At 46.8% G+C, this 21,467-nt stretch carries 21 protein-coding genes; 6 read left to right on the top strand and 15 right to left on the bottom strand.

Annotation, left to right across the window (positions count from 1 at the left end):
- Positions 1 to 87: 87 nt before the first annotated feature.
- From ACLVWU_RS02570 to ACLVWU_RS02550, 5 genes are all read right to left on the bottom strand, one after another.
- Positions 88 to 513: a hypothetical protein gene (locus tag ACLVWU_RS02570; protein WP_413577004.1), complete on the bottom strand. Its 426-nt coding sequence runs from the start codon at positions 511 to 513 to the stop codon at positions 88 to 90.
- Positions 514 to 529: 16 nt separating this feature from the next.
- Positions 530 to 934, bottom strand: a complete 405-nt coding sequence (gene fliS, locus ACLVWU_RS02565) for a flagellar export chaperone FliS (protein WP_413577002.1) — start codon at positions 932 to 934, stop codon at positions 530 to 532.
- 50 nt (positions 935 to 984) lie between these two features.
- A complete protein-coding gene (gene fliD / locus ACLVWU_RS02560) occupies positions 985 to 2,334 on the bottom strand; it encodes a flagellar filament capping protein FliD (RefSeq protein WP_413577001.1) in 1,350 nt (449 codons plus the stop codon).
- Positions 2,335 to 2,551: 217 nt separating this feature from the next.
- A complete protein-coding gene (locus ACLVWU_RS02555; protein ID WP_413576998.1) occupies positions 2,552 to 2,926 on the bottom strand; it encodes a hypothetical protein in 375 nt (124 codons plus the stop codon).
- A 163-nt stretch (positions 2,927 to 3,089) separates the two neighbouring features.
- Positions 3,090 to 3,923: a flagellin gene (locus ACLVWU_RS02550; RefSeq protein WP_413576995.1), complete on the bottom strand. Its 834-nt coding sequence runs from the start codon at positions 3,921 to 3,923 to the stop codon at positions 3,090 to 3,092.
- 583 nt (positions 3,924 to 4,506) lie between these two features.
- Between ACLVWU_RS02550 and ACLVWU_RS02545 the strand changes: the two genes are divergently transcribed.
- Complete coding sequence (locus tag ACLVWU_RS02545) at positions 4,507 to 5,169, top strand: transposase (protein ID WP_413576992.1); 663 nt, start codon at positions 4,507 to 4,509, stop codon at positions 5,167 to 5,169.
- A 95-nt stretch (positions 5,170 to 5,264) separates the two neighbouring features.
- Here the strand turns inward: ACLVWU_RS02545 and ACLVWU_RS02540 are convergent, their stop codons facing one another.
- Entirely contained in the window at positions 5,265 to 6,092 is an 828-nt protein-coding gene (locus tag ACLVWU_RS02540) for a flagellin (protein WP_413576990.1), read from the bottom strand.
- Positions 6,093 to 6,567: 475 nt separating this feature from the next.
- On the bottom strand, positions 6,568 to 7,341 hold the full coding sequence (locus ACLVWU_RS02535; RefSeq protein WP_413576988.1) for a 3D domain-containing protein: 774 nt from the start codon (positions 7,339 to 7,341) through the stop codon (positions 6,568 to 6,570).
- A gap of 234 nt (positions 7,342 to 7,575) precedes the next feature.
- Here ACLVWU_RS02535 and ACLVWU_RS02530 point away from each other — a divergent pair, with 234 nt between their 5' ends.
- Positions 7,576 to 10,302, top strand: a complete 2,727-nt coding sequence (locus tag ACLVWU_RS02530) for an ATP-binding protein (RefSeq protein WP_413576985.1) — start codon at positions 7,576 to 7,578, stop codon at positions 10,300 to 10,302.
- On the opposite strand, the gene ACLVWU_RS02525 is transcribed toward ACLVWU_RS02530, so the two are convergent.
- Genes ACLVWU_RS02525 through ACLVWU_RS02500 form a run of 6 tightly spaced genes read right to left on the bottom strand, consistent with a single transcriptional unit; the run spans position 10,299 to position 14,774 of the window.
- Positions 10,299 to 10,940, bottom strand: coding sequence for an ATP-binding cassette domain-containing protein (locus tag ACLVWU_RS02525; protein WP_413576983.1), 642 nt, complete (start codon positions 10,938 to 10,940; stop codon positions 10,299 to 10,301). The genes ACLVWU_RS02530 and ACLVWU_RS02525 overlap by 4 nt on opposite strands.
- Positions 10,912 to 12,372, bottom strand: coding sequence for an ABC transporter permease subunit (locus tag ACLVWU_RS02520; protein WP_413576981.1), 1,461 nt, complete (start codon positions 12,370 to 12,372; stop codon positions 10,912 to 10,914). Before ACLVWU_RS02520 ends, ACLVWU_RS02525 begins: the two co-directional genes overlap by 29 nt.
- Positions 12,369 to 13,457, bottom strand: a complete 1,089-nt coding sequence (locus ACLVWU_RS02515) for a thiamine ABC transporter substrate-binding protein (RefSeq protein WP_413576979.1) — start codon at positions 13,455 to 13,457, stop codon at positions 12,369 to 12,371. Before ACLVWU_RS02515 ends, ACLVWU_RS02520 begins: the two co-directional genes overlap by 4 nt.
- Positions 13,414 to 13,896, bottom strand: coding sequence for a hypothetical protein (locus ACLVWU_RS02510; protein ID WP_413576977.1), 483 nt, complete (start codon positions 13,894 to 13,896; stop codon positions 13,414 to 13,416). The genes ACLVWU_RS02515 and ACLVWU_RS02510 overlap by 44 nt, the downstream gene beginning before the upstream one ends.
- Before the next feature lie 13 nt (positions 13,897 to 13,909).
- Positions 13,910 to 14,548 (bottom strand): endonuclease III, encoded by a 639-nt coding sequence (nth, locus tag ACLVWU_RS02505; protein ID WP_413576975.1) that lies wholly within the window; start codon positions 14,546 to 14,548, stop codon positions 13,910 to 13,912.
- Positions 14,538 to 14,774 (bottom strand): ferredoxin, encoded by a 237-nt coding sequence (locus tag ACLVWU_RS02500; protein ID WP_340598670.1) that lies wholly within the window; start codon positions 14,772 to 14,774, stop codon positions 14,538 to 14,540. The genes nth and ACLVWU_RS02500 overlap by 11 nt, the downstream gene beginning before the upstream one ends.
- Positions 14,775 to 14,934: 160 nt before the next feature.
- Between ACLVWU_RS02500 and ACLVWU_RS02495 the strand changes: the two genes are divergently transcribed.
- The 4 genes from ACLVWU_RS02495 to ACLVWU_RS02480 all read left to right on the top strand — a co-directional run bounded on the left by ACLVWU_RS02495 (position 14,935) and on the right by ACLVWU_RS02480 (position 18,770).
- Complete coding sequence (locus tag ACLVWU_RS02495; protein WP_413576973.1) at positions 14,935 to 16,026, top strand: GNAT family N-acetyltransferase; 1,092 nt, start codon at positions 14,935 to 14,937, stop codon at positions 16,024 to 16,026.
- Positions 16,023 to 16,925 carry a hypothetical protein gene (locus ACLVWU_RS02490; protein ID WP_413576971.1) on the top strand — a complete coding sequence of 301 codons (903 nt, stop codon included), beginning with the start codon at positions 16,023 to 16,025 and terminating at the stop codon, positions 16,923 to 16,925. Before ACLVWU_RS02495 ends, ACLVWU_RS02490 begins: the two co-directional genes overlap by 4 nt.
- Positions 16,926 to 16,986: 61 nt before the next feature.
- Complete coding sequence (elbB, locus tag ACLVWU_RS02485) at positions 16,987 to 17,640, top strand: isoprenoid biosynthesis glyoxalase ElbB (protein ID WP_413576968.1); 654 nt, start codon at positions 16,987 to 16,989, stop codon at positions 17,638 to 17,640.
- A 41-nt stretch (positions 17,641 to 17,681) separates the two neighbouring features.
- Entirely contained in the window at positions 17,682 to 18,770 is a 1,089-nt protein-coding gene (locus tag ACLVWU_RS02480) for a D-alanine--D-alanine ligase family protein (protein ID WP_413576967.1), read from the top strand.
- Positions 18,771 to 18,805: 35 nt separating this feature from the next.
- Here the strand turns inward: ACLVWU_RS02480 and ACLVWU_RS02475 are convergent, their stop codons facing one another.
- Together ACLVWU_RS02475 and ACLVWU_RS02470 are read right to left on the bottom strand one after the other, a co-directional pair.
- The gene (locus tag ACLVWU_RS02475) at positions 18,806 to 19,630 is read right to left on the bottom strand and encodes a hypothetical protein (RefSeq protein WP_413576966.1); all 825 of its coding nucleotides are present in this window, start codon (positions 19,628 to 19,630) and stop codon (positions 18,806 to 18,808) included.
- A 429-nt stretch (positions 19,631 to 20,059) separates the two neighbouring features.
- A complete protein-coding gene (locus ACLVWU_RS02470) occupies positions 20,060 to 21,442 on the bottom strand; it encodes an aldehyde dehydrogenase family protein (protein ID WP_413576965.1) in 1,383 nt (460 codons plus the stop codon).
- Between the last annotated feature and the right edge of the window lie 25 nt (positions 21,443 to 21,467).

Raw genomic sequence — 21,467 nt, 5'->3', positions numbered from 1 at the left:
ATTTGAAGTTGAGGCAAGTTCAGCTCAGGAGTTTGACTCCCAGACCGTACTTGCCGTCAGCTTTTTGTCGGGAAAAAATTGCCGGGTCTAGGCCTCTTCATCCAGTTGCGAATCAAAAGACTTGGATTTATATCCCCCAATGGCCTTGCGATTGCGACGAACATCCTGCAGTTCGCGGATGATGGAATTCTTTGCCGTTTCGATGCAAACCAGGACCTGAATATCCTGTTCGATGATACGCGCTACATATTCATCCTTAATAGAAAGGGCTTCTTTGATCTGCTTACGATCCTCAGTCGCCATAACTGCATCGGGAGTGATTTCATTATGAGCTTTGTCGATTTGTGAATCAACATACTTAAGAACATCCAGAATTTTCTCACGCGTTTGATAAAAGTGCTCCAAGTTGTCGAACATACCTTGCGCAAAGTTCGCAAGTTCAACCTCGTTCAGGGAATAGAACTTTTCAAGGTAATGATTTTTTTCGTTCAACAGGCTGATGATTCTGGTCACGTTACCCTCCATGGTATTAACCCGCTTTCTTTCCGTCGTCGTTTTCTTTTTTAAGTTTTTCAACTGCTTGCAGCCAGCCATCATACAGAGTATTCAGCAACTTCAAGTTCGCATGAAGTGGTGCCGCATCTCCGGAGATATTGGCTTTCGTGTATTGCTCCATCATGAACATATAAAGCTGTTCCAGCTGGGATGCGATCTCCCCGCCCACTTTATGATCAAGGGTGTTATTCAATTCCATGATGATATCGAAGGCTCTGCCGATGTTTTGTCCGCGGTCAGCAATTTTCTTTTCTTCGATTGCCTTTACTGCAAGCTTGGTGAACTTGATGGCACCTTCATAAAGCATCAATAGGATTTTCTCCTTGCTGGCGCTTTGAACCGAAGTCGTTTTATATTTTTGATACGCGTTCTTATTCATCGTTTCCTCTTCCTATTCCTGATCATCAACGTACAATTAAACTTCTTAAACTAGCCGCCAGCCTGCTGTGCCATTGCGGCAAACTTGGCCTGCTGGGCTTGCATTTCCGACATCTTCGTCTCCAGGTTGGCAAACTTCATACGAAGTCCGTCTTCCTTTCTTTGAAGCTGGCGTTCTTTGGTGTCGATCCGCTGATCAATCTGCTTGATCTGCGACTCAAGACCTCTTTTACGGTTGGCAATCCCACCGTATTGTCCATTGGTCAGATTACTGACCGTCTGTTTGATAACCTGAACAAAACCTGTTTTAAAACTGTCGCCACGGAAGAATGCACCGACACCCACCGGGTTCTCATTTAAAACCTTATTGAACTTATCCTGGTTCAATTCCAGCGTACCGTTTCTGTTAAACGTAATTCCCAGCTCATTGATTCTGTGAATAGGAGATTCCACCCCCATCACTGGATTCAGAATGGCCGAGCGCAAAGAGCTTTCAATCGTGCGCAGCAATCCGTCACCACCCAATGGGCCCAACTTCGGATTTCCGCTTTTATCTCCGCCCTGAATCTGATTCTGCTTTTGGATAAAACCCAAAGCCGCATTGTAAGCATCAACGAAGTTCTTAACCTTGCCGCTGATCGCTTCCAGATTCTCTTTCACCGACATACTGATCTTCTTGCCTGGAGCAGCCGATTTCAGATCCAGAACCACGCCTGGAATCAAATCCTTTGCTTTGTTATCAGGCAGCTCAATTTCAAATCCGTCGATCTTCACTTTCGCATTCTTGGAAGCGCGGGACTGATCGAAGTACATGTCCTGATCTCCATCCAAAAGATAAATCTTTGGAAAGGCCACCTGGTTGTCATCGCCCGTCGCCATACCGGAAACCAGAAGCTTGAAAGGGTTTTCCTTGTCCTTTCGATCCTCCAGAACCTGCGCCTTCAGTCCCACATCGGCATTGTTAATCTGATTCGCCACACCTTGCAGTGTAGACGTCTTGCCGTTGATGTAGACTTCCTTGGTACCTTCATGCGTTTCAAATTTTATATATCCCGTACCAATCTGTGTTTGATCCTTATCAGGGAAACCGTTGGAAATTGCCGCTGGTTTTTCTGCCAGCTCAACCACTTCCAAACTGTACTCCCCCGGCATGGCTGTATTCGGATCAAGCTGCCCATCAACGACAGTGTTATCGCTGGTGGTAAATTTCTTATCCGCAAATCCGCGCACGTTGGTCAGCTCAGAAAGATTCTTGGTGATATCATTCACCTTGGTTTCGAGTTCTTTGACAAGTTTCAACCTGTCATCCTTCTCGGTCTTCTTGCTTTCCATTTGCTTCACAGGAATACGCTCAGCATCCATTAGCTGCTCGACGATATTTGGTGGTAGCCCAGAGGCCATGCCTGTAATTCGTATTCCTGCCATGAATCAATCGTCTCAAATTCATACAATGAACGTGAGTCAATTAAATGTCCGTCGAAAGGCCTAGGGATGCGGGTTTTAGAGCTGTATTGGAATATAAGCGGGATAAATTTTGACATCCCCCTCTGAAGCTGGACCAGAAGCTGGGAACCAAATGCTATTAACACTTAAAAACTTTGGATTTATTCTACAAGGACTAGGCAGATCTCTTTAAAAGTTGTCCCCGAGGAGAATCATCAGAAGGCAAAGTCCACAGCTCTGCTTCAGGAATACGACGAATCAAAGTTCCAAGATTATCTTTCACCAGAACGAATTTTCCGTCCTCGGCGATATCCAATTCAACGGTCCATCGATGTTCTTTGAAAGCGGAGAGTTTACGCAAATGTTCCATCGAAGCTTCGAGTTGTTCCTCTGACATCGGTGGCTTTTGATTTTGTTGTTGTTGTTGGTAGGATTCCTGCCCATTCGCATCGCGGTCGTGAGCCATGTCGGATTGAATCGCCCGTCCCGTGCGGTCTACCGCTTTGACGTCGGAGGGCTGTATGTTGGGAATCAATCCTTTGATATTCATGAGGTACTTATCGGCATTTCCGCCTCATACTTAAACAGCTGGACTTTGGGCCATTCCCTAGTCCGTCCCTCTAAGTACCCCAGGGAAACCCATTATTAGTTTTCCCTGGGTAGGTTGGTACCGGGAGAGCACGGAGGCGCTCTCCCAGATCAAACATTTAAGATTAACCGATCAATTTCATTGCTGCGCCTGGAAGCGAGTTCGCTTGAGCCAGGACGCTTGTGTTAGCTTGTAACAACACTTGGTTACGAGCTTGGTCAGCAGAAGCTGAAGCGATATCTGTATCACGGATACGAGAGTTCGCTGCAGAGATATTTTCGTGCTGAACACCCAAGTTGTCGACTGTTGAAGTCAGACGATTTTGCAAGGCACCCAGATTTGCGCGGTAACCATTCACTTGAGTTTGCGCAGAGTCGATTTTCGCCAATGCTTCTTGAGCACCAGATTTAGAACTGAAATCGAAACCATCAATACCCAGAGAAGCAGTCGTTGCGTCTGTCTCACCTGCGTTGAAGGAGATACGGTCCGCAAAGTCGTCATTACCGATACCTACTTGGAAGTCAAACTTGTCGCCGGAACCATCAAGCAGTTTAGTTGTACCAAATTTTGTAGATTGAGTGATACGTTGAGACTCATCTTTCAATTGTTGAACCTCTTTATTCAAGAAGCCACGCTCTGTATCACCGATAGTATCAGAAGAAGCTTGTACACCCAACTCACGCATACGAGTCAAGATGTTGGAAACTTCGGACAAACCACCCTCAGCAGTTTGCACCATTGAGATACCATCATTCGCATTTCGTTGCGCTTGGCTGTAAGATCTGATTTGCGACTTCATACCTTCAGAGATTGCCAAGCCGGCTGCATCATCCGCCGCTTTATTGATGCGCGATCCAGAAGACAATTGCTCCATGGATTTACTGATTACACGTTGTGAACCTTGTAGAGTTCTTTGTGCATTTACAGCTGCGATGTTAGTAGAAATTCTCATTCCCATGTGGGACCCCCATAATTTGTGGCCGCCCTATACCTACTTAGGCTGACCTGTTTAACACGTTGGGACTCTACGTTGGTCTTGGTACCCTGCAATCGAGTTTTCGTCAGGCAGTCACACCCTTCGAAGCTCTCAAGTACTTTCGACTTCGGTATCGTCGTTGCTTCTGACATACCTTTCGGCGAGGTCTGTGAAGCCTTTAGTCGCGTCCTGCAAAACTAGACCATGATCCAGTCAAACCTAGACCATAGTCCCGAAAACCAGCCCAAAACCCTGCAAAATCCCATACCAAGGTCCAGCTAAATCCCCGACGCCACAAAAGTCCAACAGACCAAAGCTGTGCAAACTGATCCCAAAACATATAGATACCAACCCAAGAAGTACTCCAACTGGAACACCCCCCCCCACAAACTCTCTGGGGGTACCGGTCATCTCTTCCTCTTTACTCCCACGACCGCACTCTCCGCCCCTCGGACATTCACCTCTCATCTCTCTCATCAACGCAACACTCACCACAGGGCCAAACTTGCACTTCCGCTCCAACACTTCGGGGGTACCGGTCATCTTGAGTTCGGGAGGACACGACATGAATCACCAAACGCCATTCAATACACGCAATGTTCATCGCCTTTCTTACGGCGGTGATCTCAGAAAATCCTCATTTGGCAGAGGCTCTCGCCCACTCTCCGCCAAAAATCCCATTCATTTGGTATTGAAGATAAATAAATTTGCCGTACGTGGAGGACTTCGCAATCCGCATGTATTTAGACTTCTGAATACGCTGCTAAAAAGATACTCCCTGAAGTTCTTTGTGAAGATCGAACAGGTCTCTATTCAAAACGATCACGTACACATTTTGATTCGTGGCGGCCGTCGTTCAAAGTTGCAGAGTTTCTTTCGAGTCGTGCCAGGGCAATTTGCCCAACGCTTGACCGATACCCCACAAAGGGGGCGGGAGGATTTGAAAATTTGGAAACACCGGCCGTTTACCCGTGTGGTGAAGGGACATCGGGCGTATAAGACTGTAAGGAATTACATACAGCTGAATGAGTGTGAGGCGAATGGGCGGCCTTATTCTAAAAACCGCTTGCGTGGGATGAGTCATGAACAGATTAAGGAATTGTGGAGTGGGAAGTGGGATGACCGATACCCCCGGAGACATCGGGGATGGGTGGGATATGGGGTAGAAACGCAAAAAACCCACAAGGACCCCGTCGAGGGCCCCTGTGGGTGGGCTGAATTAGAGTAGTTTTTTGTGGGCGACTACTCCAGAGGGAGATTATCCCGGAGTCCCCCTCGCAAATTGAAGGAACTAATTAAAAAACTAATTTTCTAATTTATACCTTAGCCTACGAGTTTCATAGCAACGTTAGGCAATTGGTTGGCTTGCGCTAATACTGACACTGCCGTGTTTTGCAGGATATTAGCTGATGCCATTTCGGCCGTTTCTTTGGCGATATCGGTATCACGGATACGCGAGTTCGCTGCAGAAAGATTTTCGTAAGAAATATCCAAATTACTTACAGTGGATTGCAGTCGGGATTGGGTCGCACCAAATCCTGCGCGCATTTCACTGACTTTGACGAGTGCTCTGTCGATATCTTCAAGTGAAGATCTCGCTCCGCCCTTGTCTTCCATATCAATACCGTCGATTCCCAAATTGCTTGCGGAAGCATCGGCATCGAAGGTCACTTTAATCATATTATCATCTCCGGCATTGGCACCGACCTGGAATTCCAGCTCACCACCGGATCCATCAAGAAGTTTTCGATTACCAAACGTTGTCGTTTTGGCAATACGGTCGGCCTCTTGGAGAAGTTGTTGGGTCTCTTTATTTAGGAATCCGCGCTCTGTTTCACCGATAGTGTCAGACGCAGCTTGCACACCCAACTCGCGCAGACGAATCAAGATATTGGAGATCTCATTCAGACCACCCTCACCGACTTGCGCAAAGGAAATCGCGTTGTTGGCGTTGTTTCGCGCCGCCGAGATACCTTTTAATTGTCCTTTGAAGTTCTCTGAGATCGCCAGACCTGCGGCGTCGTCAGCAGCATTAACGATACGGGAACCTGAAGCAAGAGCCTGAGCAGAGTGCTCAGTTCTTTTCTGTTGCGTGGACAATACACGCTGAGCAGCGATAGACGCTGTATTCGTTGCAATTCTTAAGCCCATTACGATCCTCCTCGGGATATGTTTGGACCATAAGACGCTGTTTTTTTGAGGATTAAAGATTGCACTGTGGTCGCACCACTTACCTGCAGAACACCTTTGAACCCGACAACGTACTATGATCGAATAATTGTTTCGTTCAAAAAACTCTTAAATTTTTAAATACAAATATTTTGGTTGGAGCAGGTCCCCCGCAGCATGGGTGACTGACCATGTTTGCAGGAGACTTTGTCCGAGGATTTTCTCTTGAGAGGGAGTCCGCGGAAGCCCAACGTGTTACGAATAACTTATCGACGAAGGTCCAGAAAACTTTAGACCTAGGTCTAGTTTTTTTTGAAGGAGCAGGCTTAATACCTGATTTTATTAAAGATTGAGTTTGAATTTTTTTAGCCAAAGGTCCAGGGACCACTGGACCAAGGTGGGTAAAAAGCCGAAAGAAATTCAACGGTTATGTTACACAAAATAGACTCTGGTTTGTCTATTCGCTTTCCTTGCGTGTAGGTGAAGTCTGAGAAAATTTGGATATTTCTTCCAACGTTCTAACGACTATTGAATTCTTCAGACCTGGGTATCCCCGTCGCTCGCGGGCAGCAGCAGCTTCATCTTCAGTCGCCATTCGATAGTCAAAACGCGCGTACGGATCTCCAAAACCCAGACGAGCAATAATGTTATCCTTATCTGCGTGATTATAGAATCCCGTGAAAAAGTCAAATCGTCCCTGCCCTAGAATACGGGCTCCACGATCGCGTATTATCACAAATCCATCATGAACACTTCCGTCTGGCATGGGCGCATTCACCAGACGAGGAACGAAAACCACATCCCCTGCTTTGTAAATCGAAAGATCCGCTGCAATTGTGTAATACGGATCCAGGCAAGTCGATTTCACTCCATAACCAAATGGACAACGGCGTAGATCCACCTCAACAAACCGTGGGATATTTTTAATACGCGAATGATAGTTGAAAGAACGAACACTTCCGCCTTTATCAACAAAGCAGGCGCCTTCAATCAAACATCGGTCAAAATCTTTGGAACAAATTGTGGTCAAAACTTTATCAGTCGGCGAAAGAATATCTTTTAAATCTTCTTGAGTACATTTTGCCGCATCGAAATGTACTGTCGGCTTATAGTAAATTGTCGGAGTAAGCAAATCCGCATCGCCTTCCATGACCTTCGTTTGGGCGCATGAAACAACATGAGCAATTAAGGTGCTGGCAAAAAGAATTTTTCCCGTAAAACTAAGCTTCAATGTTACCCCCACGGTTCCGTTCTTTATACTTAACCATTACTGGCCAAAATTTCACCCCCACAGACAAAAGACAAATTACAAGGTCCAAACAAACTGAACGCAAAAAGGCCTTTCCCGACGCATCAGTTACAAATAGCTAACCTCATTCAAAAAACGACCTGTTTTCAGAGTGGAAAGGAACTACTCGTTGCGTGATTTAGATTCAGTCGGTACTACTAGAAGTAAGGCAGCAAAATGACTTTACGTTTAAGAATTTTTCTATTCAATCTAGTCTCGGTATTCTTAGCCACCTTCGTTGTTGCTTTGATCGGTCTTAAAATTGTCGAATCGACAATTGTCGATAGTACGTATGAACGTTTGACACAAATTCGCATCGCCAAAACCACTTCAATTGAAAACTATTTCCGTGATCTGCAAATGGCTGTGAATCTCATCTCTTCCCACGAGATGACTGACAATCTTTTGATGGATCAGAAATCAGACTCCTACCCGGAGTTTCGTCGACTGTTGGATAACTACGTCCTGGATTTCAATATTTACGATTTGGCCCTGATCAACCCTCAAGGACGCGTTCTTTACACAACTCGAAAAGACTTTGATGATGGTGTTTCGGTTTTCGATGATGCTCCCGGAATGCAGAAGTTGAAAGACCTGTTCAATTGGGCGATGAAAGCTCAGGAGGGTTCGACGCTGTTCCTGGATTTCGAAAAGGATTCCGTGAGTGTTAAGTTCACCACCGGGTATGTGGCTTCTCCGATCATCCGCAATGGAAAATTCCTGGGAGCAGTCATTCTTAAGATTTCGATTTCTGAAATCGATCGTATCACCAGCGATAATTTTGCCTGGGCCACTCATGGTATGGGCCAGACCGGCGAAACATTGATTTACGGCGAAGACTGGAGTCTGCGCAATACCGGTCGCTTCCGTTCGGAAGAACAGACCGAAGGTGCCTCGGCTGAAGGAGCCACAACGGAAGGCGCTGCTTCAGGGCAGAGCAATCGTGGGGACGAAGACATCAAGAAGATTGAGAACCTTAGCGAGGTCCGCGAGCTAGGTACAGACTATCGAGGGCAAAAAGTCATCCGCTCCATCGGTAAGATTTATCTGCCAAATGGTGAGCTTTGGTATATTCAAACCAAAATTGACGAAAGCGAAGCCTTTGCAGTTCTGGATCGCATCGCCATCGCATCCAGTGCGGCAGCCGTTCTAATTTTCATCCTGTTCTTCTTTGCAACATTTGCTGCGACCGGGAAGGTTGTCGAGCCGATTCAACTTCTGACAGACCGTCTGGAAAAATTGGGTACCAGCAACCTGACTCAAAAAATCAACTATCAATCCCGCGATGAAATCGGGATGCTAGTGACAAAGTACAATCAGCTTGCAGATCGTTTGGAAACCACAACCGTATCCAAAGAATTCCTGGACAGCGTAATCCAATCCATCAAAGCTTTCCTATTTATCGTAAAAGTAGTCCATCACGATGACTGGCGCCAGTCTTCCTACATGATTTCCCAGGCGAATGAATATGCCCTTAAACTTCTGGGACTTTCGCCAAACCAGGTTGCCCAAGTCGACCTGAAAAGTTTGATCCATGCCCAACCGGAGTTTAAAAATTACACATGGCTTTTACAAACCCGCCACAGTATTCAAGCTGAAATCACCAACGTCGATGGCCACCGAATTCCGATTCTGATGAACTGGGCGGCATTGCCAAACCGTACATCCAAGGATCTGACCTTCGTTTTCGTTGGAACTGATATCACAGATCGAATTCAAAGCGAGCACGCTCTGATCCAAGCCCGTGAACAGGCCGTAAAAGCATCCCAGGCCAAATCGGAATTCCTGGCACGTATGTCCCATGAAATCCGTACTCCGCTGAATGCCATTATTGGTATCACCGACATTCTTTCCGAATCTGAATTGAAGCCGGAGCAGGCACAGCTGGTTCAAGTTTGCGCCAATGCCGGTGAAAATCTGCTTTCATTGATCAATGATATTCTGGATATTTCTAAAATCGAGGCCCGCGAAGTTCGTATCGAGAAAATCGCTTTCGACTTGGTCGCTACGACAAAAAATATTTGCGACATCCTAAAACAAAAGGCCGCGGAAAAAAATCTGGATTTCCATCTGAAAGTGAATCTGGAGGGTGAACGTCCGCATATCATTGGGGACCCTACCCGACTTAGACAAATTTTGTTCAATCTAATCGGCAATGCCATCAAGTTCACTCAGTCCGGAGAGATCGCGGTCAGTGTGGATTTTGATGATGAAGCGAAAAGCTGTCTTCGTTTCCGCATTCGCGACACGGGAACCGGTATCCCAACGGACAAGCAGCATTTGTTATTTCAAAATTTCGTTCAAGCAGACAGCTCGATCACCCGCAAGTTCGGTGGCAGCGGCTTGGGTCTGACGATTTCAAAAAATCTGGTTGAACTTATGGGTGGTAAGATTTGGTTCGAAAGCCGCGAGGGAGCAGGAAGTACCTTTGGCTTCACGATACCATACGTACCGACTGACGCCGTCGTCGAATCACCACGGGCTGTGGAAGATTCCAAGGATATCGCCAAAATCACTTCAAGTGTGGCACGCAATGGCCGGATTCTTGTGGTCGACGACACTGAAGACAACAGATTCCTGCTGCTAACATACCTAAAGAAGTATCCCTTCGACATCGTTCAGGCCGAAAACGGCAAAGTCGCAGTGGAAAAAGCCACCACCGGCGAATTTGATTTGATATTGATGGACATTCAAATGCCCGTGATGGATGGCTATGTTGCTACCCGCAAAATTCGCGAATGGGAACAGATCAACAAACTGAAGCCGACGCCTATCATTGCGGTCAGTGCCAATGCCATGGCAGAAGATATTCAAAAATCTTTGGATGCAGGCTGCACTGAGCATCTGACTAAACCTGTTAAGAAAACCGCTTTGCTAGAGATGGTTCAGCGCTACACAATTTAACTTTCTGAAATAATGGAACCATTGCGGATATAAAAGACCTTATTGGCCATCACTTCGATATCCTTCGGATCATGCGTAACCAACAATGTCGGAATCTTTTCGCTTTCAATCACAGATTTGATCAAACGGCGACTGTCTTCACGAAGCTCTTGATCCAGCGAGGAAAAGGGTTCGTCCAACAATAGCAATCGCGGCTCGCCAATCAGTGCTCGTGCAATGGCAGTTCTTTGTTTTTCGCCGCCGGAAATAATGGCTGCCGGTCTATCCAAAAATGATTCCATTTTCAGATTCTGCGTCAGCTCCTTCAAGCGAGCGCGAACTTTTTCTTCGGATATCTTACGGGCCCTTGCCGCGAATAGAATGTTTTCTCTTGCGGTCATGTGCGGAAATAAATCCAACGTTTGAAAAACCACTCCCAAACGACGGTCTGGAGTTCGCAACTTGGCCAAATCCTGGCTTCCAAAGGTCCATTTCATTCCCGGGCATTCTTCCAACCCCAGAAGCATTCTGAATACCGTGGTTTTGCCAGAGCCAGAGGGTCCCGAAAGGACTGTCACACCCTGATCCAAAATCTCCCAGCGCGGGATATCCAATTTAAAGTCTCCGAAATCACGGCGTAAATTTTCGACGAAGGACACGGCTCCCCCCCACACAAAGAATAAAGCAAATCAATCCAGCAACCACAATCAACAAACTTAAAACAGTGGCCTGATTCAGTCGGTAACCCGACATCAATGTTTCAGTCATCATGGCGATACTTAAATCCCTATGTGCCAGAATACGCGAAACTGCGAAATCTCCGCAGGCCCATACCGCCCCTATCCCAGCCAGCACACCAGCTTTGGGTGAAATTTGCGGGAACATGACTTCCTGAAATATTTGCGACGGAGAAGCCCCCATTGCATAGGCCACGTTCAATTGGGATTCCAGTCCGCGAAGCTCGCTATCCCATCCCATACGGAATAAACCATTCAAGCTAAGCAATAACATTGCTACCGGAATTTTTATGAATGGATAGATTCCTTCATTGGGACTAAGGATCAACAAAGCAAAACACGCCAACGATGTACTGGGCGCCACATAGCCATTCAAAAACTTATCAAACCACGCTTTAGGCCAGCAATAGGCGATCAGCATCAGACACACATAGCACAGAATTCCCGTGGTCAATCCAATGAACAAGCTTCCCAGGAAACTCCACGCCAAAGAAGATTGATATTCGTACAACGTGGACATCATACCGAATCCAGCAATCAGACCTTGAAAGTAACCTGTGATGTACATCAAAGAAACTGCGATGATGATGGCAATGCCCGAGCGCATACGAACAATACTTAAATTGGCAAATGGTCTGTTAGAGCTACCCTTCGCACCACCCACGATCAGCGAAAGCGCAAAAATAAACAGCGATTGCAAGGCCGCCAGAAAAACCGCCCCACTCCAATCACCAGATAATCGGATTTTTTCATAAATCAGCACTTCAATCGTGGTGCCTTTGCCCCCGCCCACAATAAGAGGCACCGAAAAGCTGCCAAAGCAGACCACAAATACAAACAAACCCAGCAGCCAAAGATCCTTTTTTAGCATGGGCAAAAGGCCTTTACTTAGAAATTGCCAGCGACCGGCCCCTTCAACCAAAGACAGTTCAGCCACTCCGCCGACTTTGTTTTCAACAATCCCCGTGAATAGAACTGCAACCAAACCGAAGTTCATTACGGTGTGTATCAAGGCAATCCCGAAGGTACCGACAGGAAAAGGATCCACGATATTCAATACTGAAAGAATTATGAAAAGCGGCGGCAGAAAGCTGGGAACCAGGCACAGAACTTCCAACAACAAGCGAAGACGGCTTTTGCCGTGTGAAAAGTTCAGAATTCCAAACGACGCCCAAACACCAAGAATCAAGGACCCGATGGCCGAAAGCAGCGCCTGCGCAAATGTATTCTTAAATGCCCAAAAGATTTCTGATGCCTCTGGTAACTCCTGGATCTTGAATTGGGTTACCAGAAACAGAAATGGAAAAAGCAGAAAAATCGCCAAAGCGGTGCGAAGTAGTTTTCGGAGACTCAATTGAGTGCGCCTCTGCGAACTTCCGTCCAGCGTTTCAATAAACGATCCACTTCAGCCGTGGAGAGAATTTCAAAATCGGGCATGGTTTTATACTCAGGAACTGATGCGAATGGAGTTCCGTCCCGGACACCCTTCATCACTGGCATCATATAGTTCTTTTCCATGATGATCTTCTGACCTTCCGGGGACAGCATCAAATTCACGAACTTTTCCGCCAGTTCGCAATGTCTGCAGAATTCAGGAATTCCCATGAATTCAAACTGGAGCGGCAAAGGCTCTTCAAAGGCAATAGCCTGGTAGTCCTTCTTTTTTTCCTCGATTTCGTGGTAAAGCGGTGAAGTCACATAAGAGTAAACCATCTTGGTTTGCTTATTTGTGAACATCCCGTAAGCCGTTGACCAAGTCGGTGAAAAGCTGTGAACCTGAGGCATCAACTGCGACAAAAACTTGAAAGCTTCGTCTTCACCTTTTGAGCGAACCAGCCAGTACAGGAACTGCATTCCCGGAGAGCTGGTACGTGGATCCTGCAAGGAAATCTTTCGGGTAAACTCTGGATCCAACAGATCGTCGATCTTGACCGGTACCTTTTTGATTTCTCCAGTGCGCATAACGAAGGTCAAAGCTCCCCAGTCGTATGGAACAAAGAAGTTGTTACTTAACGCCGGTTTTACTGCTTCATAGACGTTCAGATTTCCCAAACTCATTTTGCGCCACTGTTGTTCGTTCATGGCTTTGGAAAGATCGAATTGATCCAAACCCACTACAAGGTCTGCTCCAAGGCTTTCACCTTCGATTTTCAGACGCTGCAGCAAGATGCCGGAATCACTGCCTTCAATGAACTCAACATTGCATTGGCAGTTCTTTTCGAACTCGGCCTTCAACAAAGGACCCGGACCGAATTTGCCGGTGAAGGACGAGTAACCAAACACCCGCAATGTCGGAACGCTGACTGACGTCGGAGAAGAATCGGTACGATTTAGCATCGCTAAAAAAAGACCGCAAAATACGACAGCTATAAAAACGATAAAGTTCTTCATGGATTTACCACCAGATGCCGCGACGACGTTTGAAGAAATAATAGTCAACTCCCAGACATCGACCCGCTCCAACCCATGCCAGAATCAGATGAATCGCCAGAAATGTTTTGAAGAAATCTTCCTGACCAGGTCCCGACAAGAAAAGCATCGTGACACACATAAGTACGCCCAACAATGCCATCGGTCTGACCACATAGCCAATGATGTAGGAGATAGCGATGGCAAATTCAAGCCCCACAATAATGAACGCCACAGTTTGCCAGTTCGGAATCATCTGCGCACTTGCAAAAATCTTAAACCAGTTCGGTGCGTGGCTTGATGGCAGCCATTCTGCAATTTGATCTGCGATACGCGGGCGAGTTAGAAAATCACCGCGATAATTTTGCAGGGCTTGTTCCAAATAGTAATAACCCAGGAAAATTCTGAGGAATGAAATGGGCAGAAGATGACCTACGTATTTAACGCTCTCAAAGAATGAAACAAACATGAGACCATTGTGCCTAGACTCCCCGCTTCGGGCAAGTTGTCTCAAGGAAGCAATGATCGCAATTTGGTTTTCTCGCCTTACAGATAGCTCGACCATGAGAAATCAACAGATGTGACAATAAGATCCAGTCGTCTTCCGGCACTACTTTGCACAATTGCTTTTCAATTATCACTGCGTTTTCTGTTTTCACCCAACCCAAGCGATTGGACAAACGAGTCACATGCGTGTCCACAACGATACCGCTGGGAATATCAAAGGCATTACCCAACACGACATTCGCGGTTTTACGACCGACGCCTGCCAGCTGGACTAAAGACTCGAGATCCCGCGGAATTTCACCGGCATATTTCTTTACCAGATCAGTGGCGGCGGATTTTAGATTCTTAGCTTTATTTTTAAAAAATCCCGTGGAACGAACCAGGGACTCCAAGGTCCCCAATGGCGCTTTAGCCATGGCTTCGGGAGTTGGATACTTCGCAAACAGCGCTGGCGTGACCATATTCACCCGCTCGTCAGTACATTGAGCGGATAAAACTGTGGCTACCAATAATTCAAAGGGATTTTTGTGATCAAGGGCGCAGTGGGCATCAGGATAATAGCGCTTAAGAAGAGAAGTCGTCTGCTCTAAAGGAGCCTTCTTCTTAGTTGTCACCGTCGTTGCCAATTGCTTCGACTGGACAGCCTTCGATGGCCTCTTTTACCAATTCCTGCTCTTCAGGTGATTCCGGCTGTTTAGATACGAATGCATGACCGTCTTCTTCGTGCATTGAAAAATTCTTAGGAGCCGTAAGAACACAGGCGTCGCAGGCAATACAAGATTGATCGACGAACACTTTACCTGGTTTATTTTCGTTCCACTTTTGACTCTTATCGGCCATGAAATTCTCCTAAATACGCCCCTTATTTATAAGGGTTTCCCCCTTTCTGTCAAACTGGCCTTCCGGACTTGTGTCGCATTTTCAGGGCCTTTTTTGTCGAATCACTGGGGTCCAGCCCCAAATCCCGGTATTCTAAAGGAGACTGTCAAAAGGAGGGTTCATGGAAGGACCACGTTCACCTAGGGAAACTGAGCTTCCCCAAGTTTTGGATTTTTTGAATAAAAAACTGCGCTCAGAAGCCCCTTGGTCCATTGCAGCCGAGTACCCGACGGCTTTTACCTCTAACAACTTGCACAATATGCGCATCATATCCGATGAAGAACGCGTTCTTTCCCATGCCGTATTGAAACCGCTTATTATTAAGTCTCCCCATGTCATCTTTAAGGTGGCTGCCATCGGTTCGGTGGTAACGGAAGACGACCACCGCGGTCAGGGGCTAAGCACTACGGTGATTAAGGACTGCCTAAGATCTGCCCAGGAGCAATCCTGTGATATCGCGATCTTATGGACTGATTTATTCGATTTTTACCGTCGCATGGGATTTGAACTGGCCGGCAGCGAGATCAGCTTCGTTATCGAAGACAACTTCGATATGCCTATCAGTAATCTGAGCTATTCCACCGACAATCGCGTGGCTCCGGATGCTATTTATCGCCTTTACTCCAAACATTCCGTGAACTCGGTGCGCTCGATCGAGGAAACACGTAAGTTTTTAAGCATCCCGCAAACACAAATCTACACAGCTTGGGAGCCGAACGGGCAACTGGCTGCGTATGCAATTGAAGGCAAAGGCATCGACTTGGGCGGCTACATCCATGAATGGGGTGGTTCGACATCAGCTTTGCTTTCCCTGTTAAGCTTTATTCGTGCGAAAAAAGGAACTCCTTTCACGATCATTTGCCCGAAACACTCGCAAAATCTAATTCGTGAGTTGGAAACCAGAACCGTCACTAAAAACAGCGGCTTCCTGGGAATGATCAAGATTGTGAACTTTGATCAATTGTCTGCGAAAATCAAACGCGCCTTCCGCGCAGAAGGTATTGCTGACTTTGTCCTGGAAAAGCATCCCGATAACTTCGTCTTTGGTATCGGTCAGGATCTTTACACGATCAACAACGAAACCGACATGGTTCGCTTGTTGTTCGGCCCGATCGACTATCGTGCGATTGGCATCTTTAAAGAAGAAACCGTTCAAAAATTTGAAAAAATCATGCCCCTGCAACTTTGGATTTGGGGTTGGGATTCCATATGAAGAAGAACCTTCAGCGAGTCGTGCTGGCTGCGATTGTCGCCAGCACCCTGTCTTGTATGAAAACTCCTGATCTTGAGGATAAGTCGATTCCAGCAACTGCCGAAGAGGTCGCTGGCGCCCTGGTAACATCTTGGGGAGTCGTGGAGCCACTACAGATGCTGAAGGGTGATTTTATTCTTCAAGAAACAGATCAACAGATCGACACAATGAATCCCCGCTTGGTTCTGCAAGAGGGAACCACGATTAGTTCAATCACGGAACCGCCGGACGACCCAACGGTTTTTAAGTACGAATTCCTTTATCAAACTGCGGTTATTACTGGTGACAACTCTTCCCAATCCACCAGAAAGCAATATCGTACGGTGAGCAAGGAAAGCGACCTGACCGCCAAATCTACTGCCCTTGCCACAACGAAGTCAGTGCTTGCTAAAAAAAGTGATATCACCGCCAAAGCCGATGACTATGAACTCACTTTGGGATTCGAACGCGTCCTGATGCTGGCTTACGCCTGTGTCATGACCGACGATCTGCAAAAGTATTGCAAAGAAAACCTGAAGCTGGATTCCTGTGAAATCAAATGTGGTAATTTGACTTCGGTAACAGAGGTACGCCCGGCACCGGACCTAATAAAAAAGCAACCACACTGCGGCGGCATTCCAAACTGCGAACTGAATGTTAAAAAAGTGACATTTGATTGGTCGATTCTGATGAAAACAGGAACTGCAGTTGAAAAGCAAAAAGTCACTTATAGCATTTCAGTAACTCAAGATCTGCCGTTCTTTGCGCGCGTCTTGGATTACTGCAACCGTGGACTTGTTCAAATTCCTGATTCCTCCAAAGTTTTAGTCACGGTGTGCAACCGTCTTACAAACTTTCAACGCACCGGCAGCCAGAACTAGCCAGCACTTGATTGCCAGACACAAGGACCTCCTGTAGAGTGAAATCTCCCGGAGGTTTTTTATGAAAAAAATCGCAGTAGTCCTTTCTGGTTGCGGTTACTTGGATGGCGCAGAAATCACTGAATCGATCAGCTTGTTGATCGCATTGAATCAAGCAGGAGCTCAAGTCAGCTGCTTTGCTCCTGACATCGAACTGCAAGAAGTCGATCACGTCACAAAATCTCCGACCGGCACAACTAGAAATGTTTTGAAAGAATCTGCACGCATCGCGCGCAGCCACGTTGAGACTTTGGCCCATCTTCACGCCAAAGACTTTGATGCGATTGTTTTCCCAGGCGGCTTTGGAGCCGCTAAAAATCTTTGCAACTGGGCTGAAAAAGGTGCGGATTGCGATGTGAATGCAGAAGTAAAGCGCGTGATCCTGGAATTCTTTGAAGCCAGCAAACCAATCGGTGCATGTTGTATTGCCCCAGTACTGGTGGCAAAAGTTCTGGGCAAAAAGAAAGTCACAGTCACTATCGGAAATGACCCTGCCACAGCCGCAGAAATTCAAAAGACCGGTGCAATACACGAAGAATGCCCGGTGGATGATTACATCACTGACCGTGAAACTAAAGTTGTCACGACTCCGGCATATATGTACGGCGATGCAAAACCCAACGAAGTGTTCGCAGGTATTTTCGGCCTGGCTCACGAAATCGTCGAATGGGCTTAAGTTTTTAATTTAGAATGTTTTAACTCACGGATGGACTTAAAATGAAAAAGACACTGGCACTTATTTTCGGTGGTAAATCAGCTGAACACGAAGTTTCCCTGCGCTCGGCAAAAAACATCGCCGATGCTTTGGACAAAGAAAAATTCACACCTATCTTGATCGGCATCAGTTCCGATGGAACTTGGTATCGCTTCCCGGATATGAGCGTATTCACTCAAGTAACCAAGATTGACGACAAAGCTTTGCCTCCCAATGCGGAACCTGTGGCTTTGATCTGTGACTTAGGCAAACCGGTTTTGTTTTCTTTGAAAAACAGCTCAAAAACTTCTGTTGATTGCGCTTTCCCGATCATGCACGGAACAATGGGTGAAGACGGAACAATCCAGGGTATTTTCAAAATGGTGAATATTCCATTCGTAGGCTGTGGCGTTTGGTCGTCTGCTGCCGGTATGGACAAAGCCGTGATGAAACACATCCTGGCTGATGCGAAAATTCCAAATGCGCGCTACATGCTGCTAACTCCGCATAAAGAAAATTCCTACGACGAAATCGTTAAGAACCTGGGCACGCCGTTCTTTATCAAACCTGCGAATGCGGGATCCTCTGTGGGAGTTCACAAAATCAAATCTGCAGACGACTTCAAGGTGAAACTTCAGGATGCCTTCCAGTTTGACTTTAAAGTGCTGGCAGAAGAGTTCATTCAAGGCCGCGAAGTGGAATGCTCGGTCATGGGTCACAATCATGCCCCACAAGCCTCTTTACCTGGCGAGGTGATTCCTCAGCACGAATTTTACTCGTACGAAGCGAAGTACATCGACGATAACGGAGCTTTGCTAAAAATTCCGGCGGAAATTCACGGTGAAACTTTGCAGCGCTTACAGGACATGGCTAAGAAAACATATCAGGCGATGGGTTGCGATGGGTTGACTCGCGTCGATTTCTTCCTAAGACCGAATGGCGAGTTGTACATCAACGAAATCAACACCATCCCGGGCTTTACGAAAATTTCCATGTATCCGAAAATGTGGGAAGCCACGGGAGTGGGCTATAAGGATCTAATCACGAAGCTGATCACTTTCGCTTTCGAGCGCTACGAATCGGAATCGAAACTTAAAACGACATATCTTTAAAACAAAAAAGGCGCGAATAAATCGCGCCTTTTTTTTTACATACACTGTCTTCCACGCTCCCCGATCCGAATGCATAAAGTTTGAATTGTACCTTCTGCACCTTGCGGACCCATAGCACCGGAAGGTCCTCGCTTTCGATCTCCCATGCAGTAGCGCCCACCTTCACCACCGGGTCCGCCTCTCCCACCCATTCCCGGCAACGCTTTGGCGTTCAATACAAATCCATCCTCTTCCTGAATATCAACTTCGGCCGTACCGGAAATTCCGCCGCGGGCACCTGGTCCGCCGGGTGCTCCATTTTTGGGAGTCGTACAACCCATCACATTTCCCGAAAGCGGTATCGCGCGACCGTCCATGTTTGGATTAGGTGCTCCCCCTGGCATTCCGGGGCCACCGCGCTCGCCCTGCATGAACAAATTCAATCTTCCTTCAGCGATAACCACTTTCAAAATCAAGTTTCCACCTGACACACCCTCAGTCACGATGCTTGGTTCATGGGTATCTGGAAACGTGGTGATGGTTCCGTTTTGTGATTCAAGAATGCGGGCGGTGATTTGAATATCGTGACCCATAGTAAAAAGAATGCCCTTATCAGTGATTGTTAGTGTGTCGACAACGACATCGTAAACATTGCGCGTCCCCAGCAACGATCTTTCAGCTTGGGGTTTTTCGTGCAGACGTCTGGCAGGAATGAACTCTCCACCCACAAAGTAGTAGGGCTCATCGATAACCAGGTGACGGATTTCTTTGATAACGACCTGACCACCTTTGGCAAGTTCGTCTTTATCGCGAACCTCCACACAGGCGGTGAAAAGACTCGCCGATAGTAAAACAGCTAATAGGGAAATAGTTGGGTTCATTGGCACTCCGATTTGAAAGGTAAGCGACAAACACCCTTTCCAAAACGAGTCCGAACTCATTCAATACAGATTGAAAGTGATATCCGGCGGCCGGACTTTAGCCTGTGAACGGATCTTGCACTGGCACACTGATGCTTCCCTGCATGGATGTGGGGGATCAGCTCAAGGATGAGGCAACATGGAAGATACAAAAGTTAACTATTTCGAGAAAACAGACAGTCCCAAGCACCGCGAGTTTATAATTTCCCAAAACAATTGCATACTTTGCGGCACTGTCCTTGAACTTAGACACGTGTCCGACCCAAATATTCTAGAGATTACCGAAGAGGCATTCTGCTCTCACTGTGATGTCAAAACTCGTGCGAGAACGCACATTTTGAACTAATTTGCGTCAATAATTCGACAGGCCATTCCGTCACGACTTTGACATTATGGCAACGCCGTCAACTTTTTCACATCTGAATTAAAAGATCCGCTCCAGGTCATATCCATGTTTCCAAAACTGGATTGCTTGATCCCCACCACTGGATTTTGCAAATGCTCCATCCAGGAATTCAGGGACACCTGCCCCACTTCCAGCTTTTCGGCTACCTTCAGGAACTTTTCTTCCGTGCTCCACACAATCGCAGAGTGGGCCAGGTAAGAGGTGTTAGTCCATTTAACGGCTTCATGCTGATACTTGACCGCTGTAATCAAAAACAATGGAGCCGAGAGCTCATCTTGTTGCATCACGGAACAATTCGGCAAATCCACCATAAATGTGGGCTTCACAAAATTTCCCGTTGTTTCGGCTTCGGTTTGAGCAAGAACTTTTCCGTGCTCCGAAATACCGAATTGAGTTTTCTGATTTAGAATCTCTGCACGGTCCTTGGAAATTAACGGCGTCCACACTGCATTACCTTCTGGCGAGGTCAGTGGTTTCAACTGGGTTAAATAGGATTTCAATTCCTCGTTGAATTCTTTAGCGAAGGACTCAAGCACAAACAGGCGAGTCATGTTCCAGCACATCTGTCCCTGGCCCAGCAAGAAGGGCTCGACAATTTCGGCCATGCGATTTTTAAAATCGAAATCACTGAGTACTATTGCAGCGTTCTTGGCACCGCCGCTAAGCTGAATCTTTTTCATCTGCGGCAATGCAGCTTTGGCAATCGCTTCCATCGTTGTGGATTTTCCTGCAGCCGTGATCGCGCGAATTGCGGGATGTCCTGCAATAATTTGCGCAACATCCGCTCCGCCATTTAATACCTGCACCAATCCCACTGGCAATTCGATAGCCTTGAAGGCTTCGCCCAAAATAATGGAAGTCACTGGAGAATGCTCTGACACCTTTACAATTACTGCATTGCCAGCTGCAAGCGCAGGTGCAAGTCTTTCGGTTACCATTCTCAAAGACATCGACCACGGCGTGATGATTCCCACCAAGCCCGTCGCTTTAACACCAATCCCCGCAGGCAGTGGCTTTAATAGATCTGCGGCTGTTGCACGCAAAATAGCGATCGCCACTTGGACGCTGTTCTTCAATACGAAGTTCTTCGGCAAGCCCTGATGCAAAGCTTCGCTATATGCGATCTCTTGGGCGTGCTTTTCAAAATGATCAGCAAGTTTATTAAGAATTTCTGCACGCTGCTCGTGCGTGGAAGTTTCAAAGGCCGCCAATGCCTTCTTCGAGCTTTGTAAACTCAAAATAACATCCATGGCATCTGACTCAGAAACCCGGGCCAATTCTGAATTATCAAAAGGTGAAAATTTAGTGAATGTCTTTTGGTTTCCGGAGGCTTTGAATTCTCCGGAAACGAAATTTTGAATTTCCAAAACGGACCCCAGGTAAAAGTGCAGA

It is taken from the genome of Bdellovibrio sp. HCB290, assembly GCF_047305925.1.
Classification (GTDB): domain Bacteria; phylum Bdellovibrionota; class Bdellovibrionia; order Bdellovibrionales; family Bdellovibrionaceae; genus Bdellovibrio.
Note: the sequence above shows the minus strand (reverse complement) of the source record. Positions and strands in the feature narration are given on the sequence as shown.